At 72.1% G+C, this 19547-nt stretch carries 15 protein-coding genes; 3 read left to right on the plus strand and 12 right to left on the minus strand.

Translation table 11 applies throughout. The features are described 5' to 3' along the window. Positions 1–131: 131 nt before the first annotated feature. Positions 132–842: a pyridoxamine 5'-phosphate oxidase gene (gene pdxH, locus ACIBLC_RS25355; RefSeq protein WP_399213473.1), complete on the plus strand. Its 711-nt coding sequence runs from the start codon at positions 132–134 to the stop codon at positions 840–842. Here the strand turns inward: pdxH and ACIBLC_RS25360 are convergent. The 8 genes from ACIBLC_RS25360 to ACIBLC_RS25395 all read right to left on the minus strand — a co-directional run bounded on the left by ACIBLC_RS25360 (position 832) and on the right by ACIBLC_RS25395 (position 11081). Beyond that, positions 832–1488 (minus strand): TetR/AcrR family transcriptional regulator, encoded by a 657-nt coding sequence (locus ACIBLC_RS25360; protein ID WP_399213474.1) that lies wholly within the window; start codon positions 1486–1488, stop codon positions 832–834. The genes pdxH and ACIBLC_RS25360 overlap by 11 nt on opposite strands. Beyond that, on the minus strand, positions 1476–2210 hold the full coding sequence (locus ACIBLC_RS25365) for an enoyl-CoA hydratase family protein (protein ID WP_399213475.1): 735 nt from the start codon (positions 2208–2210) through the stop codon (positions 1476–1478). The genes ACIBLC_RS25360 and ACIBLC_RS25365 overlap by 13 nt, the downstream gene beginning before the upstream one ends. Next, positions 2207–3772: a 4-coumarate--CoA ligase family protein gene (locus ACIBLC_RS25370; RefSeq protein WP_399213476.1), complete on the minus strand. Its 1566-nt coding sequence runs from the start codon at positions 3770–3772 to the stop codon at positions 2207–2209. The genes ACIBLC_RS25365 and ACIBLC_RS25370 overlap by 4 nt, the downstream gene beginning before the upstream one ends. 40 nt (positions 3773–3812) lie before the next feature. After that, complete coding sequence (locus ACIBLC_RS25375; RefSeq protein WP_399213477.1) at positions 3813–4973, minus strand: acyl-CoA dehydrogenase family protein; 1161 nt, start codon at positions 4971–4973, stop codon at positions 3813–3815. 37 nt (positions 4974–5010) lie between these two features. Continuing rightward, entirely contained in the window at positions 5011–6852 is a 1842-nt protein-coding gene (locus ACIBLC_RS25380; protein WP_399213478.1) for an acetyl/propionyl/methylcrotonyl-CoA carboxylase subunit alpha, read from the minus strand. An 8-nt stretch (positions 6853–6860) separates the two neighbouring features. Continuing rightward, on the minus strand, positions 6861–8459 hold the full coding sequence (locus ACIBLC_RS25385) for an acyl-CoA carboxylase subunit beta (protein WP_399213479.1): 1599 nt from the start codon (positions 8457–8459) through the stop codon (positions 6861–6863). Next, positions 8456–10183 (minus strand): acyclic terpene utilization AtuA family protein, encoded by a 1728-nt coding sequence (locus ACIBLC_RS25390; RefSeq protein ID WP_399213688.1) that lies wholly within the window; start codon positions 10181–10183, stop codon positions 8456–8458. Before ACIBLC_RS25390 ends, ACIBLC_RS25385 begins: the two co-directional genes overlap by 4 nt. Positions 10184–10280: 97 nt before the next feature. After that, complete coding sequence (locus ACIBLC_RS25395; protein ID WP_399213480.1) at positions 10281–11081, minus strand: TIGR03084 family metal-binding protein; 801 nt, start codon at positions 11079–11081, stop codon at positions 10281–10283. 190 nt (positions 11082–11271) lie between these two features. Here ACIBLC_RS25395 and ACIBLC_RS25400 point away from each other — a divergent pair, with 190 nt between their 5' ends. Together ACIBLC_RS25400 and ACIBLC_RS25405 are read left to right on the plus strand one after the other, a co-directional pair. Beyond that, a complete protein-coding gene (locus ACIBLC_RS25400; RefSeq protein WP_399213481.1) occupies positions 11272–12120 on the plus strand; it encodes a helix-turn-helix domain-containing protein in 849 nt (282 codons plus the stop codon). Next, on the plus strand, positions 12080–12358 hold the full coding sequence (locus ACIBLC_RS25405; protein ID WP_399213482.1) for a DUF397 domain-containing protein: 279 nt from the start codon (positions 12080–12082) through the stop codon (positions 12356–12358). The genes ACIBLC_RS25400 and ACIBLC_RS25405 overlap by 41 nt, the downstream gene beginning before the upstream one ends. 35 nt (positions 12359–12393) lie before the next feature. Here ACIBLC_RS25405 and ACIBLC_RS25410 read toward each other — a convergent pair whose 3' ends face one another. From ACIBLC_RS25410 to ACIBLC_RS25425, 4 genes are all read right to left on the minus strand, one after another. After that, positions 12394–13590 carry a PP2C family protein-serine/threonine phosphatase gene (locus ACIBLC_RS25410; RefSeq protein WP_399213483.1) on the minus strand — a complete coding sequence of 399 codons (1197 nt, stop codon included), beginning with the start codon at positions 13588–13590 and terminating at the stop codon, positions 12394–12396. Positions 13591–13952: 362 nt separating this feature from the next. Continuing rightward, on the minus strand, positions 13953–14933 hold the full coding sequence (locus ACIBLC_RS25415; RefSeq protein ID WP_399213484.1) for an EamA family transporter: 981 nt from the start codon (positions 14931–14933) through the stop codon (positions 13953–13955). Positions 14934–15094: 161 nt separating this feature from the next. Next, on the minus strand, positions 15095–16219 hold the full coding sequence (locus ACIBLC_RS25420; RefSeq protein WP_399213485.1) for a lipid II:glycine glycyltransferase FemX: 1125 nt from the start codon (positions 16217–16219) through the stop codon (positions 15095–15097). A gap of 259 nt (positions 16220–16478) precedes the next feature. Beyond that, positions 16479–19547: an FAD-binding and (Fe-S)-binding domain-containing protein gene (locus ACIBLC_RS25425; protein WP_399213486.1), complete on the minus strand. Its 3069-nt coding sequence runs from the start codon at positions 19545–19547 to the stop codon at positions 16479–16481.

Raw genomic sequence — 19547 nt, forward strand, 5'->3', positions numbered from 1 at the left:
CCGTTCGGCATCACGATATCTCCGAGTGCCACCTTTGGGGAGGGTGTGCGGCACTCAGTGCCACTCAAGTGCGGATCGGGGATGCGGCGCACCCTCGCCGGACAGCGGTACGGATACGGCAGGATGACCATGTGACCGACCGTGATCCGACCCTCGATCCCGCTCTCGACCCCCTTCCCGATCCCGCTCTCGACCCCGCCGCGATGCGCGAGCACTACCGGGCCGAGGGCATCGCCGAGTCCGAGCTGGCCGCCCACCCGATGGAACAGTTCGCGCGCTGGTTCGGCGAGGCCGTGCGGGCCACGGCGCGGGGCGCGGTGTACGAGCCCAACGCCATGGTCGTCTCGACGGCGGACGCGGAGGGCCGGCCCAGCTCGCGCACGGTGCTGCTGAAGGGGTACGACGAGCACGGCTTCGTCTTCTACACCAACTACGGGTCCCGCAAGGCCCGCGAACTGGCCGCCAACCCGTATGTCTCGCTGCTCTTCCCGTGGCACGCCATGGCCCGCCAGGTCATCGTCACCGGCACGGCCCGGCGCACCGGGCGGGACGAGACGGCCGCCTACTTCCGGACCCGCCCGCACGGCTCCCAGCTCGGCGCCTGGGCCAGCACGCAGTCCTCGGTGATCTCCTCCCGGGCCGAACTGGACTCCTCGTACGCGGAGTTGAGCGCCCGCTATCCGGAGGGCGAGCAGGTCCCGGTGCCACCGGACTGGGGCGGCTTCCGTATCGCCCCGGGGACGGTCGAGTTCTGGCAGGGCCACGAGAACCGGCTGCACGACCGGCTCCGGTACGCGGCGGAGGCGGACGGCAGCTGGAAGGTGGAGCGGCTCAGTCCCTGAACCCGCTCCCCAGCGCCGCGTCCAGCAGTACGGCCCACTGCGCCACCACCCGCTCCCGCCGCCCTCCGTCGTCGGTGAGCAGGTTGGCGAGGCCGAGGCCCCGGGCCATGTCGAGGAATCCCTGCACGGTCTCCCGTACCCCCGGGCGGGACTCGTCGGCGGCGAGCAGTTCCACCGCTATCCGGTGGGTCTCCCGGCCGACGCGGGCCTCGAGTTCGGTGACCCGGGGCCGGAGTTGTTCCTCGTTGGAGGCGGCGACCCAGAGGTGGAGGGCGGCGCGGAAGAGGGGGCCGGTGAAGAGGTCGACCAGCGCGGACACCACTTCGCGACGGTCGGCGGCGCCCTTGGGGAAGAGGGCGCGCAGGGCAGTGGAGCGTTCCTCGGCGACGTACTCGACGGCCGCCGTGAAGAGGTCCTCGCGGGTCGGGAAGTGGTGCTGGGCCGCGCCCCGGGAGACCCCGGCGCGTTCGGCGACGACGGAGACGGTGGAGCCTGCCCAGCCGTGCTCGGCGAGGCAGGCGACGGCGCCCGCGAGGAGCCGCTGCCGGGTGGCGCGGCTGCGGTCCTGCTTGGGGACGTGCGGCGGACGCGTGGCGGCCTCCCTCGCCCCCTCCGGCGCGCTGTCGGTCGTGGTCACACCACCCATGCGGGGTCCCGTCGTTCGAGGAAGGCCGTCATTCCCTCGCGGGCCTGCGCGGAGGAGAACAGCCGGGCCGAGAGCGCCGTCAGATCGTCCGCGTCCCGGTCGAAGGCCTCCAGCACCTTAGCCGTGAGCAGCGCCTTCGTCTCCGCGAGCGCCCCTGGGGAGGACCGGCGCAGGCCGTCGAGGACGGGCGCGAGGGTTACGTCGACGTCGTCGCCCGCCGCTGTCAGGAGCCCGGCGCGTACGGCCTCGGTGGCGTCGAAGCGTTCGCCGGTGAGGTAGTAGCGGGCGAGGGCGCGGGGGTCGGCGCGCGGCAGCAGGGGCAGGGAGATGACGGCGGGGGCGACGCCGATGCGTACCTCCGTGAAGGCGAAGGTGGCGTCGAGGGAGGCGGCCGCGATGTCGCAGGCGCCGAGCAGGCCGAGACCGCCCGCCCGTACGTGTCCTGTCACCCGGGCGACCACCGGCTTGGGCAGTTCGACGAGTTGCCGCAGCAGTCCGACGAGGGCGTCGGGATGCGGCGGGTCGCGCAGGTCGGCGCCGGCGCTGAAGGTGTTCCCGGTGTGGGTGAGGACGACCGCGCGTATGTCGCCGTCCTTGCCGGAGCGGGTGAGGGCGTCGGTCAGTTCGCCGACCAGGGCCGCCGACAGGGCGTTGCGGTTGGCGGGCGAGTCGAGGGTGAGGGTGGTGACGGCGCGGTCGTGGGCGGTGTGCACAAGGGTCACTGGAGCTCCCGGAGTCGGCGGCGCAGGATCTTCCCGGAGGCCGCTCGCGGCACGTCCTCGATGAAGGTGACCTGGCGGACCCTTTTGTAGGGGGCGACGCGTTCGGCGACGTACATCATGATCTCGCCCTCGGAGAGGGCTGCGGCGGACTGCTGGCGCACCACGTAGGCGTGCGGGACCTCGTTCTTGTCCTCGTTGTAGACGCCGACGACGGCGGCGTCGGCGATGCCGGGGTGGGTGAGCAGCAGGGCTTCGAGTTCGGCGGGGGCGACCTGGAAGCCCTTGTACTTGATGAGTTCCTTGACGCGGTCGATGACGAAGAGCCAGCCGTCGGCGTCCACGTAGCCGACGTCTCCGGTGCGCAGCCAGCCCTCCGGGTCGATCATCGCGGCGGTGGCGTCGGGCTGCCCGAGGTAGCCCTTCATGACCTGGGGTCCGCGGATGGCGATCTCGCCGGCCTCGCCGGCTTCCAGGTCCTCGGCGGGGTCGTCCAGGGACAGGATGCGCATCTCGGTGCCGGCGATGAGCTTGCCGACGGTCCCGGGGGGCGGGTTCTCGGCGTCCAGGGGGACGACGTGGGTGCCGGGCGACAGTTCCGTCATGCCGTACGCCTGGCCGATGGGCGGCAGGCCGAGCCGTCGTGAACAGGCGGCCGCGAGGTCGGCGTCCAGGGGGGCCGCCGAGCAGATGATGTATTTCAGCGACGACAGGTCGTACTTCGCGACGGCCGGGTGCTTGGCGAGGGCGAGGACGATCGGCGGGGCCACGTACAGGGCGTTGATGTGGTGCTTCTGGATGGCCGCGAGGAAGGTCTCGAGGTCGAAGCGGGGCAGTACGACGACGGTGGCGCCCTGCCTCAGCGGCGCGTTCATGAGGGCGGTGAGCCCGTATATGTGGAAGAAGGGCAGCACCGCGAGGATGCGGTCGCCGGGTCCGGTGGGCACGGCGGGCGAGAGCTGCGCGAGGTTGGTGGCGATGGACCGGTGGGTGAGCATCACGCCCTTGGGGATGCCGGTGGTACCCGAGGAGTACGGGAGGGCGGCGATGTCCTGCGCGGGGTCGATGTCGATCCGCGGTTCGGGCGCGGTCGATCCGAGGAGTTCCATCAGCGAGCGGTGTCCGGGCGCGCTGTCGCAGAGGAAGATCTCCTGTACGCCGCCCGCGAGTTCGGCGGCCCGGCGTGCGGCGTCCAGCAGGGGCGAGACGGTCACGATCCACTTGGCGGCGCAGTCGCGGAGCTGTTTGGCGAACTCCTCGGGCGTGGCGAGCGGGTGCACGGTGGTCACCGAAGCCCCCGCGCGGGTGGCCGCGTAGAACGCCGTCGGGAAGGCGATGGTGTTCGGGCTGTGCAGGGCCAGTACGTCGCCCTTGCGGACGCCCGCCTCGGCGAACGCGGCGGCCAGCCGGCGGTGGAACACGTCGAGCTGGCCGTAGGTGAGCGTGGTGCCGTCGACGCCGTCGATGAGCGCGGGCGTCTCACCGAACTCGGCGGCACGGCCGAGGACCACGTCGTGGATGGGCTGCTCGACGGCCTCGACGTCTGCGTACTCGCTGCGGAACACGGTTCCTCCTGAAGCGAAGCGGGCGGCTCGCCCCGGACTCCTAGTACGACTTGGGCAGGCCCAGGGTCTGGTGGGAGATGTAGTTGAGAATCATCTCCCTGCTGACCGGCGCGATACGAGACACGCGTGCGGCCGTAATCATCGAGGCGAGGCCGAACTCGCGTGTCAGGCCGTTGCCGCCGAGGGTGTGCACGGCCTGGTCGACGGCCTTCACACAGGCTTCCCCGGCCGCGTACTTGGCCATGTTGGCGGCCTCCCCCGCACCCACGTCGTCCCCGGCGTCGTACAGGTGGGCCGCCTTCTGCATCATCAGGCGGGCGAGTTCGAGCTCGATGTGGGCCTGTGCGAGGGGGTGCGCGATGGCCTGGTGGGCGCCGATGGGGGCCTTCCAGACGGTGCGCTCCTTGGCGTAGCCGATCGCCACGGACAGTGCGTGGCGGCCCATGCCGATCGCGAAGGCGGCCGTCATGACGCGCTCGGGGTTGAGGCCGGCGAAGAGCTGGAGCAGCCCCGCGTCCTCGTCGCCGACGAGTGAGTCGGCGGGCAGCGTCACGTCGTCGAGAGTGAGCTCGAACTGCTTCTCGGCGCTCTGGAGTTCCATGTCGATGGGGCGGCGTCCGAAGCCCTCGGTGTCGCGCGGGACGATGAAGAGGCACGGCTTGAGGCGGCCGGTCCTCGCGTCCTCGGTCCGTCCGACGATGAGGGTCGCCTCGGCGGTGTCGACGCCGGAGATGAACACCTTGCGGCCGTTGATCACCCAGTTGTCGCCGTTCCGGCGGGCCGTGGTGGTGATGCGATGGGAGTTGGAGCCGGCGTCGGGTTCGGTGATGCCGAAGGCCATGGTGCGGGTGCCGTCGGCCAGGGCGGGGAGCCACTCCTGTTTCTGCGCGTCCGTGCCGAAGCGGGCGATCACCGTGCCGCAGATCGCGGGCGAGACGACCATCATGAGCAGCGGACAGCCCGCGGCCCCCAACTCCTCCAGGACGATGGAGAGTTCGGCTATGCCGCCGCCTCCGCCGCCGTACTCCTCCGGCAGGTTGACGCCGAGGTAGCCGAGCTTGGCGGCCTCGGACCAGAGTTCGTCCGGGTGGGCGCCGTCGGCGATGACCTTGTCGAGGTAGCCGCGGCCGTAGCGTTTGCCCAGAGCTGCCACGGCCGCTCGCAGTGCCTTGTGCTCGTCGGATTCGGTGACGGGGGTCATGGGGTCTCCGTAAGGTGTCGGCGGCCCGGAAGGGTCCCTAGAGGGGCTCGACCACGGCCAGAAGGGTGCCGACCTCGACCTGTTGGCCCGGGGCGGCGTGGAGCGCGCTGAGGGTGCCCGCGGCGGGCGCGGAGATCTTGTGTTCCATCTTCATCGCCTCCAGCCAGACGAGGGGCTGGCCGGCCGTCACGGCGGCTCCGGCGGCCAGGCCCTCGGCGACGCGGACGACGGTTCCCGGCATGGGGGCGAGCAGGGAGCCGGGGGCCTGCTGGGCGGTGGGGTCGGGGAAGCGGGGCAGGGCGGTGAGGGTGGCGGGGCCGACGTGGATCCGGTCGCCGTAGCGGCTGATCCCGAACTTGCGCCGTACGCCGTCGATTTCGAGTACGACGAGACGGTCGTCGGCGTGCACGACGCGCACCCCTTCGGCGGTCAGGCCGTCGCGGGTGTGCCGGTAGGCGGCCTCGTGCTCGGTGCCGTCCATCAGGTAGCGCCTGGTCTGCGGCTGGGAGGGCAGGTTGCGCCAGCCGCCGAAGCGGGAGCGGCCGTGCGCGTCGGAGAGGGCCGCGGCGAGCGGTGCGTACGGGTCCGCCGTGGCGCCGGTGAGCTCGGCCAGGTGGCGTTCGTAGAAGCCGGTGTCCATGCGGGCGTCGGTGAACTCCGGGTGCCGCAGGGACCGTACGAGGAGATCCCTGTTGGTGACCGGCCCGTGGACGCTCGCCCGCTCCAGTGCGCCGGACAGTCGGCGGTGGGCTTCGGCGCGGGTGGGGGCGTGGGCGATCACCTTGGCGAGCATCGGGTCGTAGTGGATGCCGATGGGGTCGCCGTCGGTGTAGCCGGTGTCCAGGCGGACGCCTTCGGGGACGGCGAGGCGGTGCAGGGTGCCGGTCTGCGGGGCCCAGTCGCGGGCCGGGTCCTCGGCGTAGAGGCGGGCCTCGATCGCGTGCCCGCGCGCGGGGGGCGGGTCGGATTCGAGTGCCGTGTTCTCGGCGATCCGGAGCTGGAGCGCCAAGAGGTCGATGCCGAACACCGCTTCCGTGACGGGGTGTTCGACCTGGAGGCGGGTGTTCATCTCCAGGAAGTGGGCCCTGCCGTCGGCGATCAGGAACTCGACGGTGCCCGCGCCCACGTAGTCGACGGCTCGCGCGGCGCGCACGGCCAGCGCGTGGAGTTCCTCGACGAGGCCGGGTGCGAGACCGGGCGCCGGCGCCTCCTCGATCACCTTCTGGTGCCGCCGCTGGAGCGAGCAGTCGCGGGTGCCGAGCGCCCACACGGTGCCGTGCGTGTCGGCCAGGATCTGCACCTCGACGTGCCGGCCGCCCTCCAGGTAGGGCTCGACGAAGACCTCTCCGTCCCCGAAGGCGCTGAGTGCCTCGGCGCGGGCGGCCGTCAACTCGGCGTCGAGGTCAGCGAGTTCCCGTACGACACGCATACCGCGCCCGCCGCCGCCCGAGGCCGCCTTCACCAGCACGGGAAGATCCCCGGCGGTCACCGTCGCCAGGGGTTCGAGCCCCATCAGCTTCTTGGCGCGTGTCTTCGACGCCATCGCCTCGATCGCCTCGGGCGGCGGGCCGATCCACAGGAGCCCGGCGCCGGTCACGGCGCGCGCGAAGTCGGCGTTCTCGGACAGGAAGCCGTACCCGGGGTGCACGGCGTCCGCACCGGCGCTCAGGGCGGCCTTCACCACCAGATCGCCGCGCAGATACGTGTCCGAGGGCGCCGAGCCCGGCAGCCGAACCGCCGCGTCGGCCACGCGCGCGTGGAGGGCGTTCTCGTCGGCGTCCGAGTGCACGGCGACGGTTCGGATGCCCAGCTCGCGGCAGGTACGGAAGACGCGGCAGGCGATCTCGCCCCGGTTGGCGACGAGGAGGGAAGTAATCACTGGGTTCCTCACATCCGGAAGACGCCGAAGCCACCGCGCGCGCCCGCGTAGGGCGCCGTGTGGATCGCGGACAGGCACAGGCCGAGGACGGTCCGGGTGTCGCGCGGGTCGATGACCCCGTCGTCGTACAGCCGCCCGGACAGGAACATCGGCAGGGACTCCGACTCGATCTGCTGCTCCACCATGGCGCGCAGCGCGGCGTCGGCGTCGTCGTCGTAGGGCTGCCCCTTGGCGGCGGCCGACTGCCGGGCGACGATCGAGAGGACGCCGGCGAGCTGCTGGGGGCCCATGACGGCGGACTTGGCGCTGGGCCAGGCGAAGAGGAAGCGCGGGTCGTACGCGCGCCCGCACATGCCGTAGTGGCCCGCTCCGTAGGAGGCGCCCATCAGTACGGACAGGTGGGGGACGCGGCTGTTGCTCACCGCGTTGATCATCATCGCGCCGTGCTTGATGATGCCGCCCTGCTCGTACTCCTTGCCGACCATGTAGCCGGTGGTGTTGTGCAGGAAGAGGAGGGGGATGTCGCGCTGGTTGGCGAGCTGGATGAACTGGGCCGCCTTCTGCGACTCGGCGCTGAACAGCACACCCTGGGCGTTGGCCAGCACGCCGACCGGGTAGCCGTGCAGGCTCGCCCAGCCGGTGGTCAGACTCGTCCCGTAGAGCGGCTTGAACTCGTCGAAGTCGGAGCCGTCGACGATCCGGGCGACGACCTCACGCGGGTCGAAGGGGTGCCGCAGGTCGCCGGGGACGATCCCCAGCAGCTCGTCCTCGTCGTACTTCGGCGGGACGGCCGGGCCCGGATCGGCGTGCGCCTTGCGGTGGTTGAGGCGGGCCACCACCCGCCGGGCCTGCCGGACCGCGTCCCGCTCGTCGACGGCGAAGTAGTCCGCGAGCCCCGACACGCGCGCGTGCATCTCGGCGCCGCCCAGGGACTCGTCGTCGCTCTCCTCGCCGGTGGCCATCTTCACCAGCGGCGGCCCGCCGAGGAAGACCTTCGCCCGCTCCTTGACCATGATCACGTGGTCGGACATACCGGGGATGTACGCGCCTCCGGCGGTGGAGTTGCCGAACACGACGGCCACGGTCGGGATTCCGGCCGCCGACAGCCGGGTGATGTCCCGGAAGATCGCACCCCCGGGGATGAAGATCTCCTTCTGCGACGGGAGATCGGCACCGCCCGACTCGACGAGACTGACGCACGGCAGCCGGTTGGCGAGGGCGATGTCGTTGGCCCGCAGCGCCTTCTTCAGGCTCCACGGGTTGCTGGCGCCGCCGCGCACGGTCGGGTCGTTCGCCGTGATCAGGCACTCCACGCCCTCGACGACCCCGATCCCGGTGACCAGCGAGGCACCGACCGCGTACTCGCTCCCCCAGGCCGCGAGCGGCGACAGCTCCAGGAACGGGGTGTCGGGGTCAAGCAGCAGTTCGATCCGTTCCCGGGCGAGCAGTTTGCCGCGCCCCCGGTGCCGGGCGACGTACTTCTCGCCACCGCCCGCGAGCGCCTTGGCGTGCTCGGTGTCCAGCTCGGTGAGCTTGCTGAGCATCGCCTCGCGGTGGGCGGTGTACTCGGCGCTCCTGGTGTCCAGGGCCGAGTTGATGACGGTCACAGCAGTGACTCCGGGATGTCGAGGTGGCGGGAGCGGAGCCATTCGCCCAGCGCCTTGGCCTGGGGGTCGAAACGGTGCTGGGAGGCGACGCCCTCGCCGAGGATTCCCCCGACCACGAAGTTCAGCGCGCGGAGGTTCGGCAGCACGTGCCGTACGACGGTCAAGTCGGCGCTCTCCGGGATGAGTTCGCGGAACCGGTCGACCGTGAGGGTGTGGGCGAGCCATCGCCAGGCCGCGTCCGTGCGGACCCACACTCCGACGTTCGCGTTGCCGCCCTTGTCGCCGCTGCGGGCTCCGGCGACGAAGCCGAGAGGGGCACGGCGGGTGGGTGTACCGGGTGGCGGGGGCTCGGGCAGGGGCGGTTCCGGCGCGTTTTCGAGTACGAGGGTGTCGTCGCCCGGAGCGATGTCGACGCGGCGCCCGTCGTGAAGGACGGCCACCTGGTCGACGGCGCCATGGGGGACGTACACATCCTCGAAGACCCCGTAGGGCGCGCCCGGCCCGGGTGGCGCCAGCACATGGAATCCGGGGTAGCCGGCGAGGGCCAGCTCGACGGCGGCGCCGCTGAACGCCCGCCCCACCGCGTGCTGTTCGGGGTCCCGGACGACGAGATGGAGCAGCGCGCTCGCCGCCTCCTCGGTGGGGGCGTCGGGATGGTCGGTGCGGGCGAGGTCCCAGCGCACCTCGGCGGGCCGGGACTTGGCCCCGGCGAGCGCGGTGTCCATCTGGTCCCGGACGAGAGCGGCCTTGGCCTCGATGTCGAGGCCCGTCAGCACGAACACGACCTCGTTGCGGAAGCCGCCGAGCCGGTTGAGGCCGACCTTGAGGGTGGGCGGCGGGGCCTCGCCGCGCACGCCGTCGATCCGTACCCGGTCGGGGCCGTCCTGGGTGAGCCTGACCGTGTCGAGCCTGGCGGTGACGTCGGGCCCCGCGTACCGGGCACCCGCCGTCTCGTACAGGAGCTGCGCGGTGACCGTGCCGACGTCGACGAGTCCGCCGGTGCCGTCGTGTTTGGTGATGACGCTCGTGCCGTCCTCGTGGAGTTCGGCGAGCGGGAAGCCGGGGTGACGCAGGAGCGCCCGGTCGTGCTCGGTGAAGAAGGCGTAGTTGCCGCCGGTGGCCTGGGTGCCGCACTCCAGGACGTGTCCGGCGACCACGGCGCCCGCGAGCCGGTCGTAGGCGTCCGGGGCCCAGCCGAAGTGGGCCACGGCGGGCCCGGTGACCAGCGCCGCGTCCGTCACCCGCCCGGTGACGACGATGTCCGCGCCCTCGCGCAGACAGGCCGCGATTCCGGCGCCGCCGAGGTAGGCGTGCGCGGCGAGACTGCCGGGGTGGCGGCCGGTGAGGTCGTCGCCCTCGACGTGCGCGACCCGCGCCGGGATGCCGAGCCGGCCTGCCAACTCCCTTACGGCGTCGGCGAGTCCGGCAGGGTTGAGGCCACCGGCGTTCGCGACGAGGCGTACTCCGCGGTCGTGGGCGAGGCCGAGGCACTCCTCCAGCTGGCCCAGGAAGGTCTTGGCGTATCCGCGCGCGGGGTCCTTGAGGCGGTCCCGGCCCAGGATGAGCATGGTCAGCTCGGCGAGGTAGTCGCCGGTGAGGACGTCCAGCGGGCCGCCGGTGAGCATCTCGCGCATGGCGTCGAAGCGGTCGCCGTAGAACCCGGAGGCGTTGCCGATGCGGAGCGGCTCGGCCGACGTCGCCTCTCGCGGGGCCTCGGCGATCACCACGGGCTCCACATCCCGCAGGGCCTCGGCGATCACCGCCCGCTTGACCTCGTCCAGGGGCTCGGCGGTCACCGTCCGTTCCTCCTCCCGCAGCGGCTCAGTGGTCACCGCCCGCCCCCTTCGGCGCGCGGCCGGTCCCGGACGGGCCCGCGAACGCCTGAGCGATGTCCAGCCATTGCCCGGCGTCGGCCCCCCGGGCCCGTACGGCGAGGTCGGCGCGGTTCGCCCGCTGGGTGACCAGCAGGCAGAAGTCGAGCGCGGGGCCGGTGACGCGCTGGGCGGCGTTCTCGGGCCCGTGCGTCCACAACTCTCCCGACGGAGAGGTGAGTTCCACCCGGAACTCCTCACTCGGCGGGGTGAGCCCGCGCACCCCGAAGGCGAAGTTCCGGGTCCGCACGCCGATGCGCACCACATGCCGGAGCCGGTCGGTGGGTTCGCGTGTCACACCCAACGCGTCGGCCACGTCCTGGCCGTGGGCCCAGGTCTCCATCAGGCGGGCGGTGGCCATGGAGGCGGCGGACATGGGCGGCCCGTACCAGGGGAAGCGCACGCCCGGGGAAGCGGCGCGCAGCGCGCCCTCCAACTTGGCGCGTCCGGCACGCCAGTTGGCGAGCAGCAGCGCGGGCTCCGCACGCGCTCCCTCCTCGGCGGCCTCGTCCACGAAGGAATTGGGCGCCGCGAACGCCTTCTCGGTCTCCCGCCCGAACGCCTCCGCGTCCGTGACGGCCAGCAGCGTCGCCCGGTCGGTCCAGGCGAGATGCGCGATCTGGTGAGCGACACTCCACCCGGCGGCGGGCGTCGGAAGGGCCCAGTCGCCCTCCTCCAACTTCCCCACCAGCTGGTCGAGTTCCTCGCTCTCCCGGTACAGATCGTCGATCACGGACGACGGGTCGAACACGATGGCGCTCCCCTCGGGACACGGCGGTGTGCGGGGTGGTGCGGTGTTTTCCGGAGCATGGCAGGGGCTCCATAAACAAGCAAGCGTGCTTGCATTATTGATTTACGCCACTCGTTGCGCGCGAGTCGCTACTCTCAGCAACAGATCGAAGTCAACGCCGTTCTGCGTTTCGACCTGGGGAGGCCGTCCCGTGGTGAATATCCGCGCACTCGATCCCAGCGCTTCCCCGCTGGACTACTTCGGGAGCGAGCTGCGCCGCGTCCGGGAGTCGGCGGGGCTCAAGCAGGCCCAGCTGGGCAGTTGCATCTTCTGTACGGGGTCCCTGATCGGGCAGATCGAGACCGCCAAGAAGGTCCCGACCCGCGACTTCGCCGAACGGGCGGACGCGGCGCTGGGGACGGACGGGGTGTTCTCACGGCTGGTGGGGCTCGTCCTCCGGAGTCAACTGCCGTACTGGTTCCAGCCGTACGCGGAGATGGAGGCGAAGGCGACGTACATCTCGACGTTCCAAGCGCAGTTGGTGGATGGCCTGTTACAGACGCAGGGGTACGCACGGGCGGTGCTTGGCGCGCGCAACGACGAGGACCTGGATGCCAGGGTCGCGGCCCGGCTGGAGCGGCAGCGCGTGCTTGAACGCGCACATCCGCCGTCGCTCTGGGTCGTGCTCAGCGAGGCGGTGCTGCACCAGGAGATCGGCGGCCGGGAGGTGATGCGGGAGCAACTCACCCACCTGTTGGCCTTGGTGCGTCGGCCGTGGCTGAAGGTGCAGATCCTGCCGTTCGAGGCTGGTGCGCACGCGGGCCTACCCGGCACATTCACCGTTCTTCGGTTCGGCGACGACCCGGACATCGTCTACACCGAGGACTTCGTGCAGGGCCACATGACGGCCAATCCTGAGGCCATCAAGGAGGGTTCGCTCCGTTACGATCAACTGCAGGCCAGTGCCCTCTCCTTGGAGGACTCGGCCACCTTGATCGCCCGCGTACTGGAGGAGCGTTATGGCAGCGAACCGGGATCTGACCGGCGCGACGTGGCGTAAGTCGTCGTACAGCTCCGACACGGGCGGCGATTGCGTCGAGTGCGCCCCCCTCGGTGATGCCGCCTGGCACAAGTCCTCGTACAGCTCCGACACCGGCGGCCAATGCGTCGAGGTCGCCGACCTCAGCCCCCACATAGCCGTCCGCGACTCGAAGAACCCCGCCCACGGGGCCCTCACCGTCACGCCGGAGGCCTTCGCCGCGTTCGTGACGGCGGCTGCCGGCGGCGCGCTCGTCTAGGGCTCAGGGCGCGTATCGCCGGCGAGGTAGCCGACTCAGTGCGGGCGGGTGTCGCCGTGCCATTCGCAGAACAGGACGGTCGCATCGTCCTGGAGTTGTCCGTCGTGGTAGTCCATGACGGCGTGCATGAGACGGCGCAGGGTCTCCGCGACGGGCAGGTTGTCGGCGTGGTGGCGGATGATGAAGTCGGTGAAGCGTTCCACGCCGAACTCCTTCCCGTCGGTGCCGCGGGCCTCGGTGATGCCGTCGGTGAACAGCAGCAGCCGGTCACCGGGCTCCAACTGCTCGGTGCGCTGACTGACCGGCAGATTGAAACCACTGCCCATGGGACCCGCGGGCGGGCACCGCAGCGTACTGGCCCAGCGACCGCCGCGAATCAGCACCGGCAGCATGTGACCGCGGTTGACCCAGCTGAACAAGCCGGTGTTCAGCTCCAGGTCCCCGAGGATGCCGGTGGCGTAGCGGCTGTGTCCGAACTGCCCGACCAGGACGTCCTCGGCGGCGATGCTGACTTCGGGGATGCTCGCGCCGGCGCGGCGGTGGCTGCGGCAGGTGGACATCGCCAGAGCGGCGGTCAGACCCGCGGAGGTGTCGTGGCCCATGGCGTCGAAGACCGCCACGTGCAGGGTGTCTCCGGCCACCGCGTACTCGTAGGCGTCACCGGCCACCTGGTAGGCCGGTTCCATGAACGCGCTGACGGTGACCCGGTGGTCGGAGAAGGTCCGCGGCGGCATCAGCGCCCACTGCAGTTCCGCCGGCACTCCCATCGGCCGGGTCCGGACCAACCGGGCGTGGGAGTCGCTGTGGGCCCGCTTGGACACCAGCAGCAGTCCGGCTATCGACGCCAGCGTCCGCATGACTTCCTCATCGGGCCTGCCCCGGTCGCCGGGGCCTGACTCGATGTGCAGGACACCCAGGCGCTCGGCGCCGTCCAGTACCGGCACCCAGCACGCCCCACCGCGCGCCGGCGTGGTGATCTCGCTGATCTGGTAGGCGCGCCCCGGCAGAGTGCCCTCGATCCGGAACTGCTCGCCTTCTTCGCCGGCGCTCAAGCCCCTTCCGGTGACCTCCCGCAGCACCTCCTCCTGCAGATCCGCCACGAACAACCGGGCTCCGCCCGCGCCGGCCGTCGTCGCCGCGGTGCCGAGGAGGCGGGACAACTGCTCGAACGGCGTCGTATGGCTGGCCTCCAGCAGCTCCGCCACCGCCCGCCCCAAGCCCTTCGCCGTCATGCTCGCCGCCACAGCCGAGAGCCCCTGCGCGGGTCCTGACCGGAGAACGCGTACCCCTGGTACCGAGGTGCGTGCCCCAGCGCCGGCCGCTCCTGCGGCGTCCTCACGTCCAGCGGCATCACCTTCGCCGCCGAGGCATCGAACACTTCCATCATGATCCGTCCCCACAAAGGCAAGCCGGAAGGCCCACGTATCGACGTATGTGCCACCGGGGACCACGGACTCAGCCCGTAGGAACGACACCAGCGCGACCAGTCCGCCCCGGCCCTGGGCAGGACAGTCGGGCGGCGGTCTCCACAAGCCTCCCACACACGGGTTTCGAGCCCCGACCTGATCCTTGAGCTGGTCCTTGGCTGGTCGCGTCAGCCCAGGACGCTCTGCTCGGCCCCCAGCCCCCGCGCCTTCCCCCGCCCCACCTGGGTCCGTACCGCGCCCATGCTCGCCGCGATGACGAGGGCGATCGCGCAGGCCTGGGTGAGGGACAGGGCCTGGTCGAGGACGAGGAAACCGGCGGTCGCGGCGATGGCCGGTTCGAGGCTCATGAGGATGGCGAAGGTGGAGGCGGGGAGCCGGCGCAGGGCGAGGAGTTCGAGGGTGTAGGGGAGGACGGAGGACAGTACGGCCACGGCGGCGCCCAGCGCGATCGTCGTGGGGGCCAGCAGCTTCGAGCCCGACTCGACGATCCCCAGCGGCAGGAACAGCACCGCCGCGACCACCATGGCGAGCGCGAGCCCGTCGGCCTGCGGAAAACGCCGCCCCGTCCGGGCACTGAAGACGATGTACGTCGCCCACATGGCGCCCGCGGACAGGGCGAAGGCGACGCCCAGCGGGTCGAGGTCGCCGAAGCCTCCGCCGCCGAGGAGGAAGACGCCGCCGAGGGCGAGGCCGGCCCAGAGCAGGTTCAGGGCGCGGCGGGAGGCGAGGACGGAGAGCGCGAGCGGGCCGAGCACCTCGAGGGTGACGGCGGTGCCGAGCGGGATGCGGTCGACCGACTGGTAGAACAGCCCGTTCATCGCGGCCATCGTGGCGCCGAAGACGACGATGGTGCCCCAGTCGGCCCGCGCGTACCCGCGCACCTTGGGCCGGCAGACCACGAGCAGCACGATCGCGGCGACCGCGAGCCGCAGGGTGACGACCCCGAGCGCGCCGGCCCGCGGCATCAGCGTCACGGCCAGCGCGCCGCCGAACTGCACCGAGATCCCCCCGGCGAGGACCAGGCCCAGCGGGCCGAGGCCGTCCCGGCGCCGGGAACCTCCCGCCGAACCGGCCGCGGAAGCGGCTGCCGCCGCGGCGACTGCGGGTTCGGTCGCCGTCGTGGCCACGTCAGCACTGGGGAGGTTCACGGGGGCCGTCCAGGAAGTTCACGTCGGAGTTCGCAGCCGTTCGTCTAACCTGCTGCACTTTCCAGTCCAGGGTAATGGACTAAGTCAGGACTGTGAACCTCTTTTACCGCTTACCGCACGGTGCGACGGGTGCGATGGGTCACGCGCGTCGGGGCCTACGGTCACCCGCGTCGCGCCATGTAGAGATCCAGCGCCTTGTGGAGCACGCGGTTGAGGGGGAAGTCCCACTCGCCGAGGTACTCGGCGGCCTCGCCGCCCGCGCCGACCTTGAAGCGCAGGAGGCCGAGCAGGTGGTTGGTCTCGTCCAGGGTGTCGGTGATGCCGCGGAAGTCGTAGACGGTGGCGCCGAGTTCGTGGGCGTCGGTCATCATCCGCCACTGGATGGCGTTGTTCGGCTGGACCTCGCGCCGGCGGCTGGTGGAGGCGCCGTAGGAGTACCAGACGTGTCCGCCGACGGTCAGCATCGTGGCGGCGGCGAGGATGTCGCCGTCGTGGTGGGCGAGGTAGAGGCGCATCCGGTCCGGGTCCTCGGCCGTGAGCGCGGTCCACATGCGCTGGAAGTAGGGCAGCGGGCGGGGGATGAAACGGTCGCGTCCGGCCGTCTCCGCGTACAGCTCGTAGAAGGCGGGCAGGTCGTCGTAGCCGCCCCGCACCACCTTCACGCCGGCCTTGTCGGCCTTCTTGATGTTGCGCCGCCACTGCTGGTTGAGGCCCTGGTGGATCTCCTCCAGCGACCGCCCTGCGAACGGCACCTGGAACACGTACCGCGGCTGCCCCGCCGCGAACCCGTCCTCGCTGTCGGCGTCGGCCCGCTGCCAGCCCATCCTCCGGAGCCGCTCCGCGACCTCGAAGGCCACGGGCTCGTACGTCGTCGCCTCCGCGTCTCCCAGCCGCCGCGCCGCCGGATCGGCGATCGCCGCCTTGACCGCGTCCGCGCTCCACCGGCGCAGGACCACCGGCGGCCCCATCTTCACCGTGAACGCGCCCCGCCCCTTGAGGTGGGCCAGCATCGGATCGAGCCAGCGTTCGAGGTCCGCCGCGTGCCAGTCGATGACCGGTCCCTCGGGCAGGTAGGCGAGGTACCGCTTGACCTTAGGCAGCGGTCGCATCAGCACCAGCCCCACCCCGACGAGCCGCCCCTCCCCGTCGAACCAGCCCAGACTCTCCGGCCGCCAGTCGGGCTTCACGTCGCCCCAGGACGGCACCTGCATGTGGCTGGCGGACGGACGGCTCCTGACGAAGTCCAGGTGCTCGTCCCGGGTGATGGCCTGCAAACGGAGACTCATGCGCGTGCCGCTCCTCGGGTCGGTGGGGGTGTCGGTCGGGCGGTGGGGCGGTGGGGGCGTCAGGGGGTCGGTGACGGGAGTCAGCGGACCGGCGGGGGGCTGTGGGTCGGTGGCGGGAGTCAGCGGAGCGGTGGGGGTGCAGTGGGTCGGTGGGGGTGCTGTGGGTCGGTGGCGGGCGTCAGCGAATCAGTGGGGGCGTCAGCGGATCGGTGGCGGGCGTCAGCGTACTTTCGGGCGGTGTCTGGCCGGCCGAGCCGCTTCACCCCTCACCCCCGTTCAGCCCCTCCGCCAGCACCTCCGCCATATGCCGTCCCTTTCTCCCCGCCAGCTGGTCGAGCTGCGTACGGCAGGAGAAGCCGTCCGCCAGGATCACCGTGCCGTCCGGGGCGGCCCGCACCGCCGGGAGGAGTTGCTCCTCGGCGCAGGCCGTCGACACCTCGAAGTGTCCCTTCTCGAAGCCGAAGTTGCCCGCGAGGCCGCAGCAGCCGCCTGTCAGGGTGCCGGTCAGCCCCGCGGCCTCGCGCAGGCGGCGGTCGGCGGTGTCGCCCAGGACCGCGTGCTGGTGGCAGTGGGTCTGACCGACGGCCGGACGGTCCAGCCGGGGCGGCGTCCAGTGCGGGGCATGGCGCTCCAGCGCCTGTGCGAACGTCGTCACCGCGGCCGCCAGCCGCGCCGCCCGCGGATCGTCGTGCAACAGCTCCGGGAGGTCGGTGCGCAGGGCGGCGGCGCAGCTCGGTTCCAGAACGACCACCGGAGTGCCCATCTCCAGGTACGGCTCCATCAGGTCCAGCGTGCGGCGCATCACCGCGCGGGCGCGGTCGAGCTGGCCGGTCGAGACGTAGGTCAGTCCGCAGCAGACGCGGTGGCGGCGACGCGGCAGGACCGCCCCGAACCCGAGCGGGCCCTTGGTGACGCCGTCCCCGATGGGGGAACGCGACCCCCCGAAGCCATGCGCTCCACGCGCCACCCCGGACCCCGGCGGGCCCGACACCCCCGCCCCCGCCGGCGTGAACCTCATCGCCTTCGTCGGCGGCAGCAGCACCGTCAGTCCCGCTGCCTCCAGGACGTGTACGGCGGCCCGGCCCACGGACGGTGAGAGGTGCTCGGTGAAGGTGTCCGGCCACACGACGACGACCTCACCGCCGGAGCCGAAGCCGGGACCGGAACCGGAGCCGGGGCCGGAGTCGGAGTCGGTCCCGAACCCCGGGAACGGCCGCCGAACCCCCCGCTTGGCGTCCCGCACGAACCCCCGCACTCGCGCCCGGAACCTCCGCGACCACCACCGGCTGAAGGTCTCCCGTGCCACCGGCGGAATCCCCCGCTCGGGCGCGATCCCGCCCAGCCGCTTGGCCACCGCCGCCAGAAATCCCACGCCGGCAAGGGAGTTGACGACTCGCGCCGTGCGCGTCCTGGCGACGGCCCCGAGCCACACCGGCAGCCACCCCATGGCGTAGTGGGATGCCGGGCGGCGCCGCCCCTCGTAGTGGTGGTGGAGGAACTCCGCCTTGTACGTGGCCATGTCGACGCCGACCGGGCAGTCGGACCTGCATCCCTTGCAGGAGAGGCAGAGGTCCAGCGCGTCGCGGACCTCCGTCGAGCGCCAGCTGTCGGTCACGACCTCGCCCGCGAGCATCTCGTGGAGCAGCCGGGCCCGCCCCCGCGTGGAGTGCTCCTCCTCGCCGGTCGCCCGGAACGAGGGGCACATGACGTCCGCGCCGGACACCGTGGCCGTACGGCACTTGGCGACGCCCACGCACCGCCGCACCGCCGCCGAGAAGTCCCCGCCGTCCGCCGGATACCCGAAGGCCACGTCCACCGGCTCCTTCGGCAGCACCGCGAACCGCAGGTTCTCGTCCAGCCGGTGGGGCCGCACCAGCATCCCCGGGTTGAGCACGTCGTCCGGATCCCAGATGCCCTTGACCCGCTCGAAGAGCCCCACCATCTCCGCGCCGTACATCTTCGGCAGCAGCTCCGCCCGCGCCTGCCCGTCCCCGTGCTCGCCCGACAGGGAGCCCCCGTGGGACACGACGACCTCGGCGAGTTCCTCCGAGAAGCGCCGGAAGCGGCCTACCCCGGCGGGTGTCATCAGGTCGAAGTCGACGCGCACGTGGATACATCCGTCGCCGAAGTGCCCGTACGGCGCGCCGCGCAGCCCGTGGGCCGTCAACAGGGCGCGGAAATCGCGGAGATACGGTCCGAGCCGGGCGGGCGGCACCGCGCAGTCCTCCCAGCCGGGCCAGGCCTCGCTGCCGTCGGGCATCCGGGTCGCCGTGCCGCTGGCGTCCTCGCGCAGCCGCCACAGGGCGCGCTGCCCGGCCGGGTCGGTGACCACGAGGGAATCGGTGACGCCGGCGGCCCGCACGATCGCCCCGCCGCGCGCGCGTGCCTCCCTCTCGTCCGCCCCGCCCGTCTCCACGAAGAGCCAGGCCCCGCCGCGCGGCAGCCCCGCGTCGGCCCGTACGAGATCGGCGGCCATCCCCTCCACGGTGAGCGGGCCGTACGGCAGCAGCCCGGCGGCGGCCTCCGCCGCCGCGCTCTCGTCCGCGTACGCCAGCACGGCCAGCGCTCGCGCGGGCGGCGCCTCGACCAGTCGTACGACCGCCTCGGTCAGCACCCCGAGCGTGCCCTCGGAGCCGCAGAAGGACCGGGCCACGTCCGCGCCCCGCTCCGGGAGGAGGGCGTCCAGCGCATACCCGGAGATCCGGCGCGGAAGGTCGGGGAAGCCCGTGCGCAGGCGCGCCAACTCCCCTTCCACCAGGGGACGGAGGCCGTCGGGGGCGCCCGCCCAGTCCTGTCCGAGCCGGAGCGCCGCGCCCTGCACCGTGACCACCGACAGCTCCCGCACGCTGTCGGCCGTGGTGCCCCAGGCGACCGAGTGGGATCCGCAGGAGTTGTTGCCGATCATGCCGCCGAGGGTGCAGCGGCTGTGGGTCGAGGGGTCGGGGCCAAAGCGCAGGCCGTGCGGGGCGGCGGCGTCCTGGAGGCGGTCCAGTACGACACCGGGCTGGACCACCGCGGTGCGGGCGTCGGGGTCGAGCGACACGATCCGGTTCATGTGGCGGGTGAAGTCGAGGACGACTCCGGTGCCGGTGGCCTGCCCGGCGATCGACGTGCCGCCGCCGCGCGGGACGACCGGCACCCCGTGCGCCCGGCACACGGCGAGGGCCGCCACGACGTCGTCGGCGTCGCGCGGGGAGACGACGCCGAGCGGGACGCGGCGGTAGTTGGACGCGTCCATGGTGGTCAGCGCCCGTGCGGTCACGTCGAAGGCGACCTCGCCGCGCACGGCCTCGCGCAACCCGGCCCGCAGTTCCCCTGGATCCGTCAT

The organism is Streptomyces sp. NPDC050535 (assembly GCF_044457665.1).
Taxonomy (GTDB): Bacteria; Actinomycetota; Actinomycetes; order Streptomycetales; family Streptomycetaceae; genus Streptomyces.

Bases quoted from the DNA above. Each gene is read 5' to 3' on its own strand.
- ACIBLC_RS25360 (WP_399213474.1), bottom strand. From the start codon at position 1,488: ATGGGTGGTGTGACCACGACCGACAGCGCGCCGGAGGGGGCGAGGGAG.
- ACIBLC_RS25410 (WP_399213483.1), bottom strand. From the start codon at position 13,590: ATGACGGCGAAGGGCTTGGGGCGGGCGGTGGCGGAGCTGCTGGAGGCC.
- ACIBLC_RS25405 (WP_399213482.1), top strand. From the start codon at position 12,080: ATGGCAGCGAACCGGGATCTGACCGGCGCGACGTGGCGTAAGTCGTCG.
- ACIBLC_RS25420 (WP_399213485.1), bottom strand. From the start codon at position 16,219: ATGAGTCTCCGTTTGCAGGCCATCACCCGGGACGAGCACCTGGACTTC.
- ACIBLC_RS25425 (WP_399213486.1), bottom strand. From the start codon at position 19,547: ATGACGGATCCAGGGGAACTGCGGGCCGGGTTGCGCGAGGCCGTGCGC.
- ACIBLC_RS25375 (WP_399213477.1), bottom strand. From the start codon at position 4,973: ATGACCCCCGTCACCGAATCCGACGAGCACAAGGCACTGCGAGCGGCC.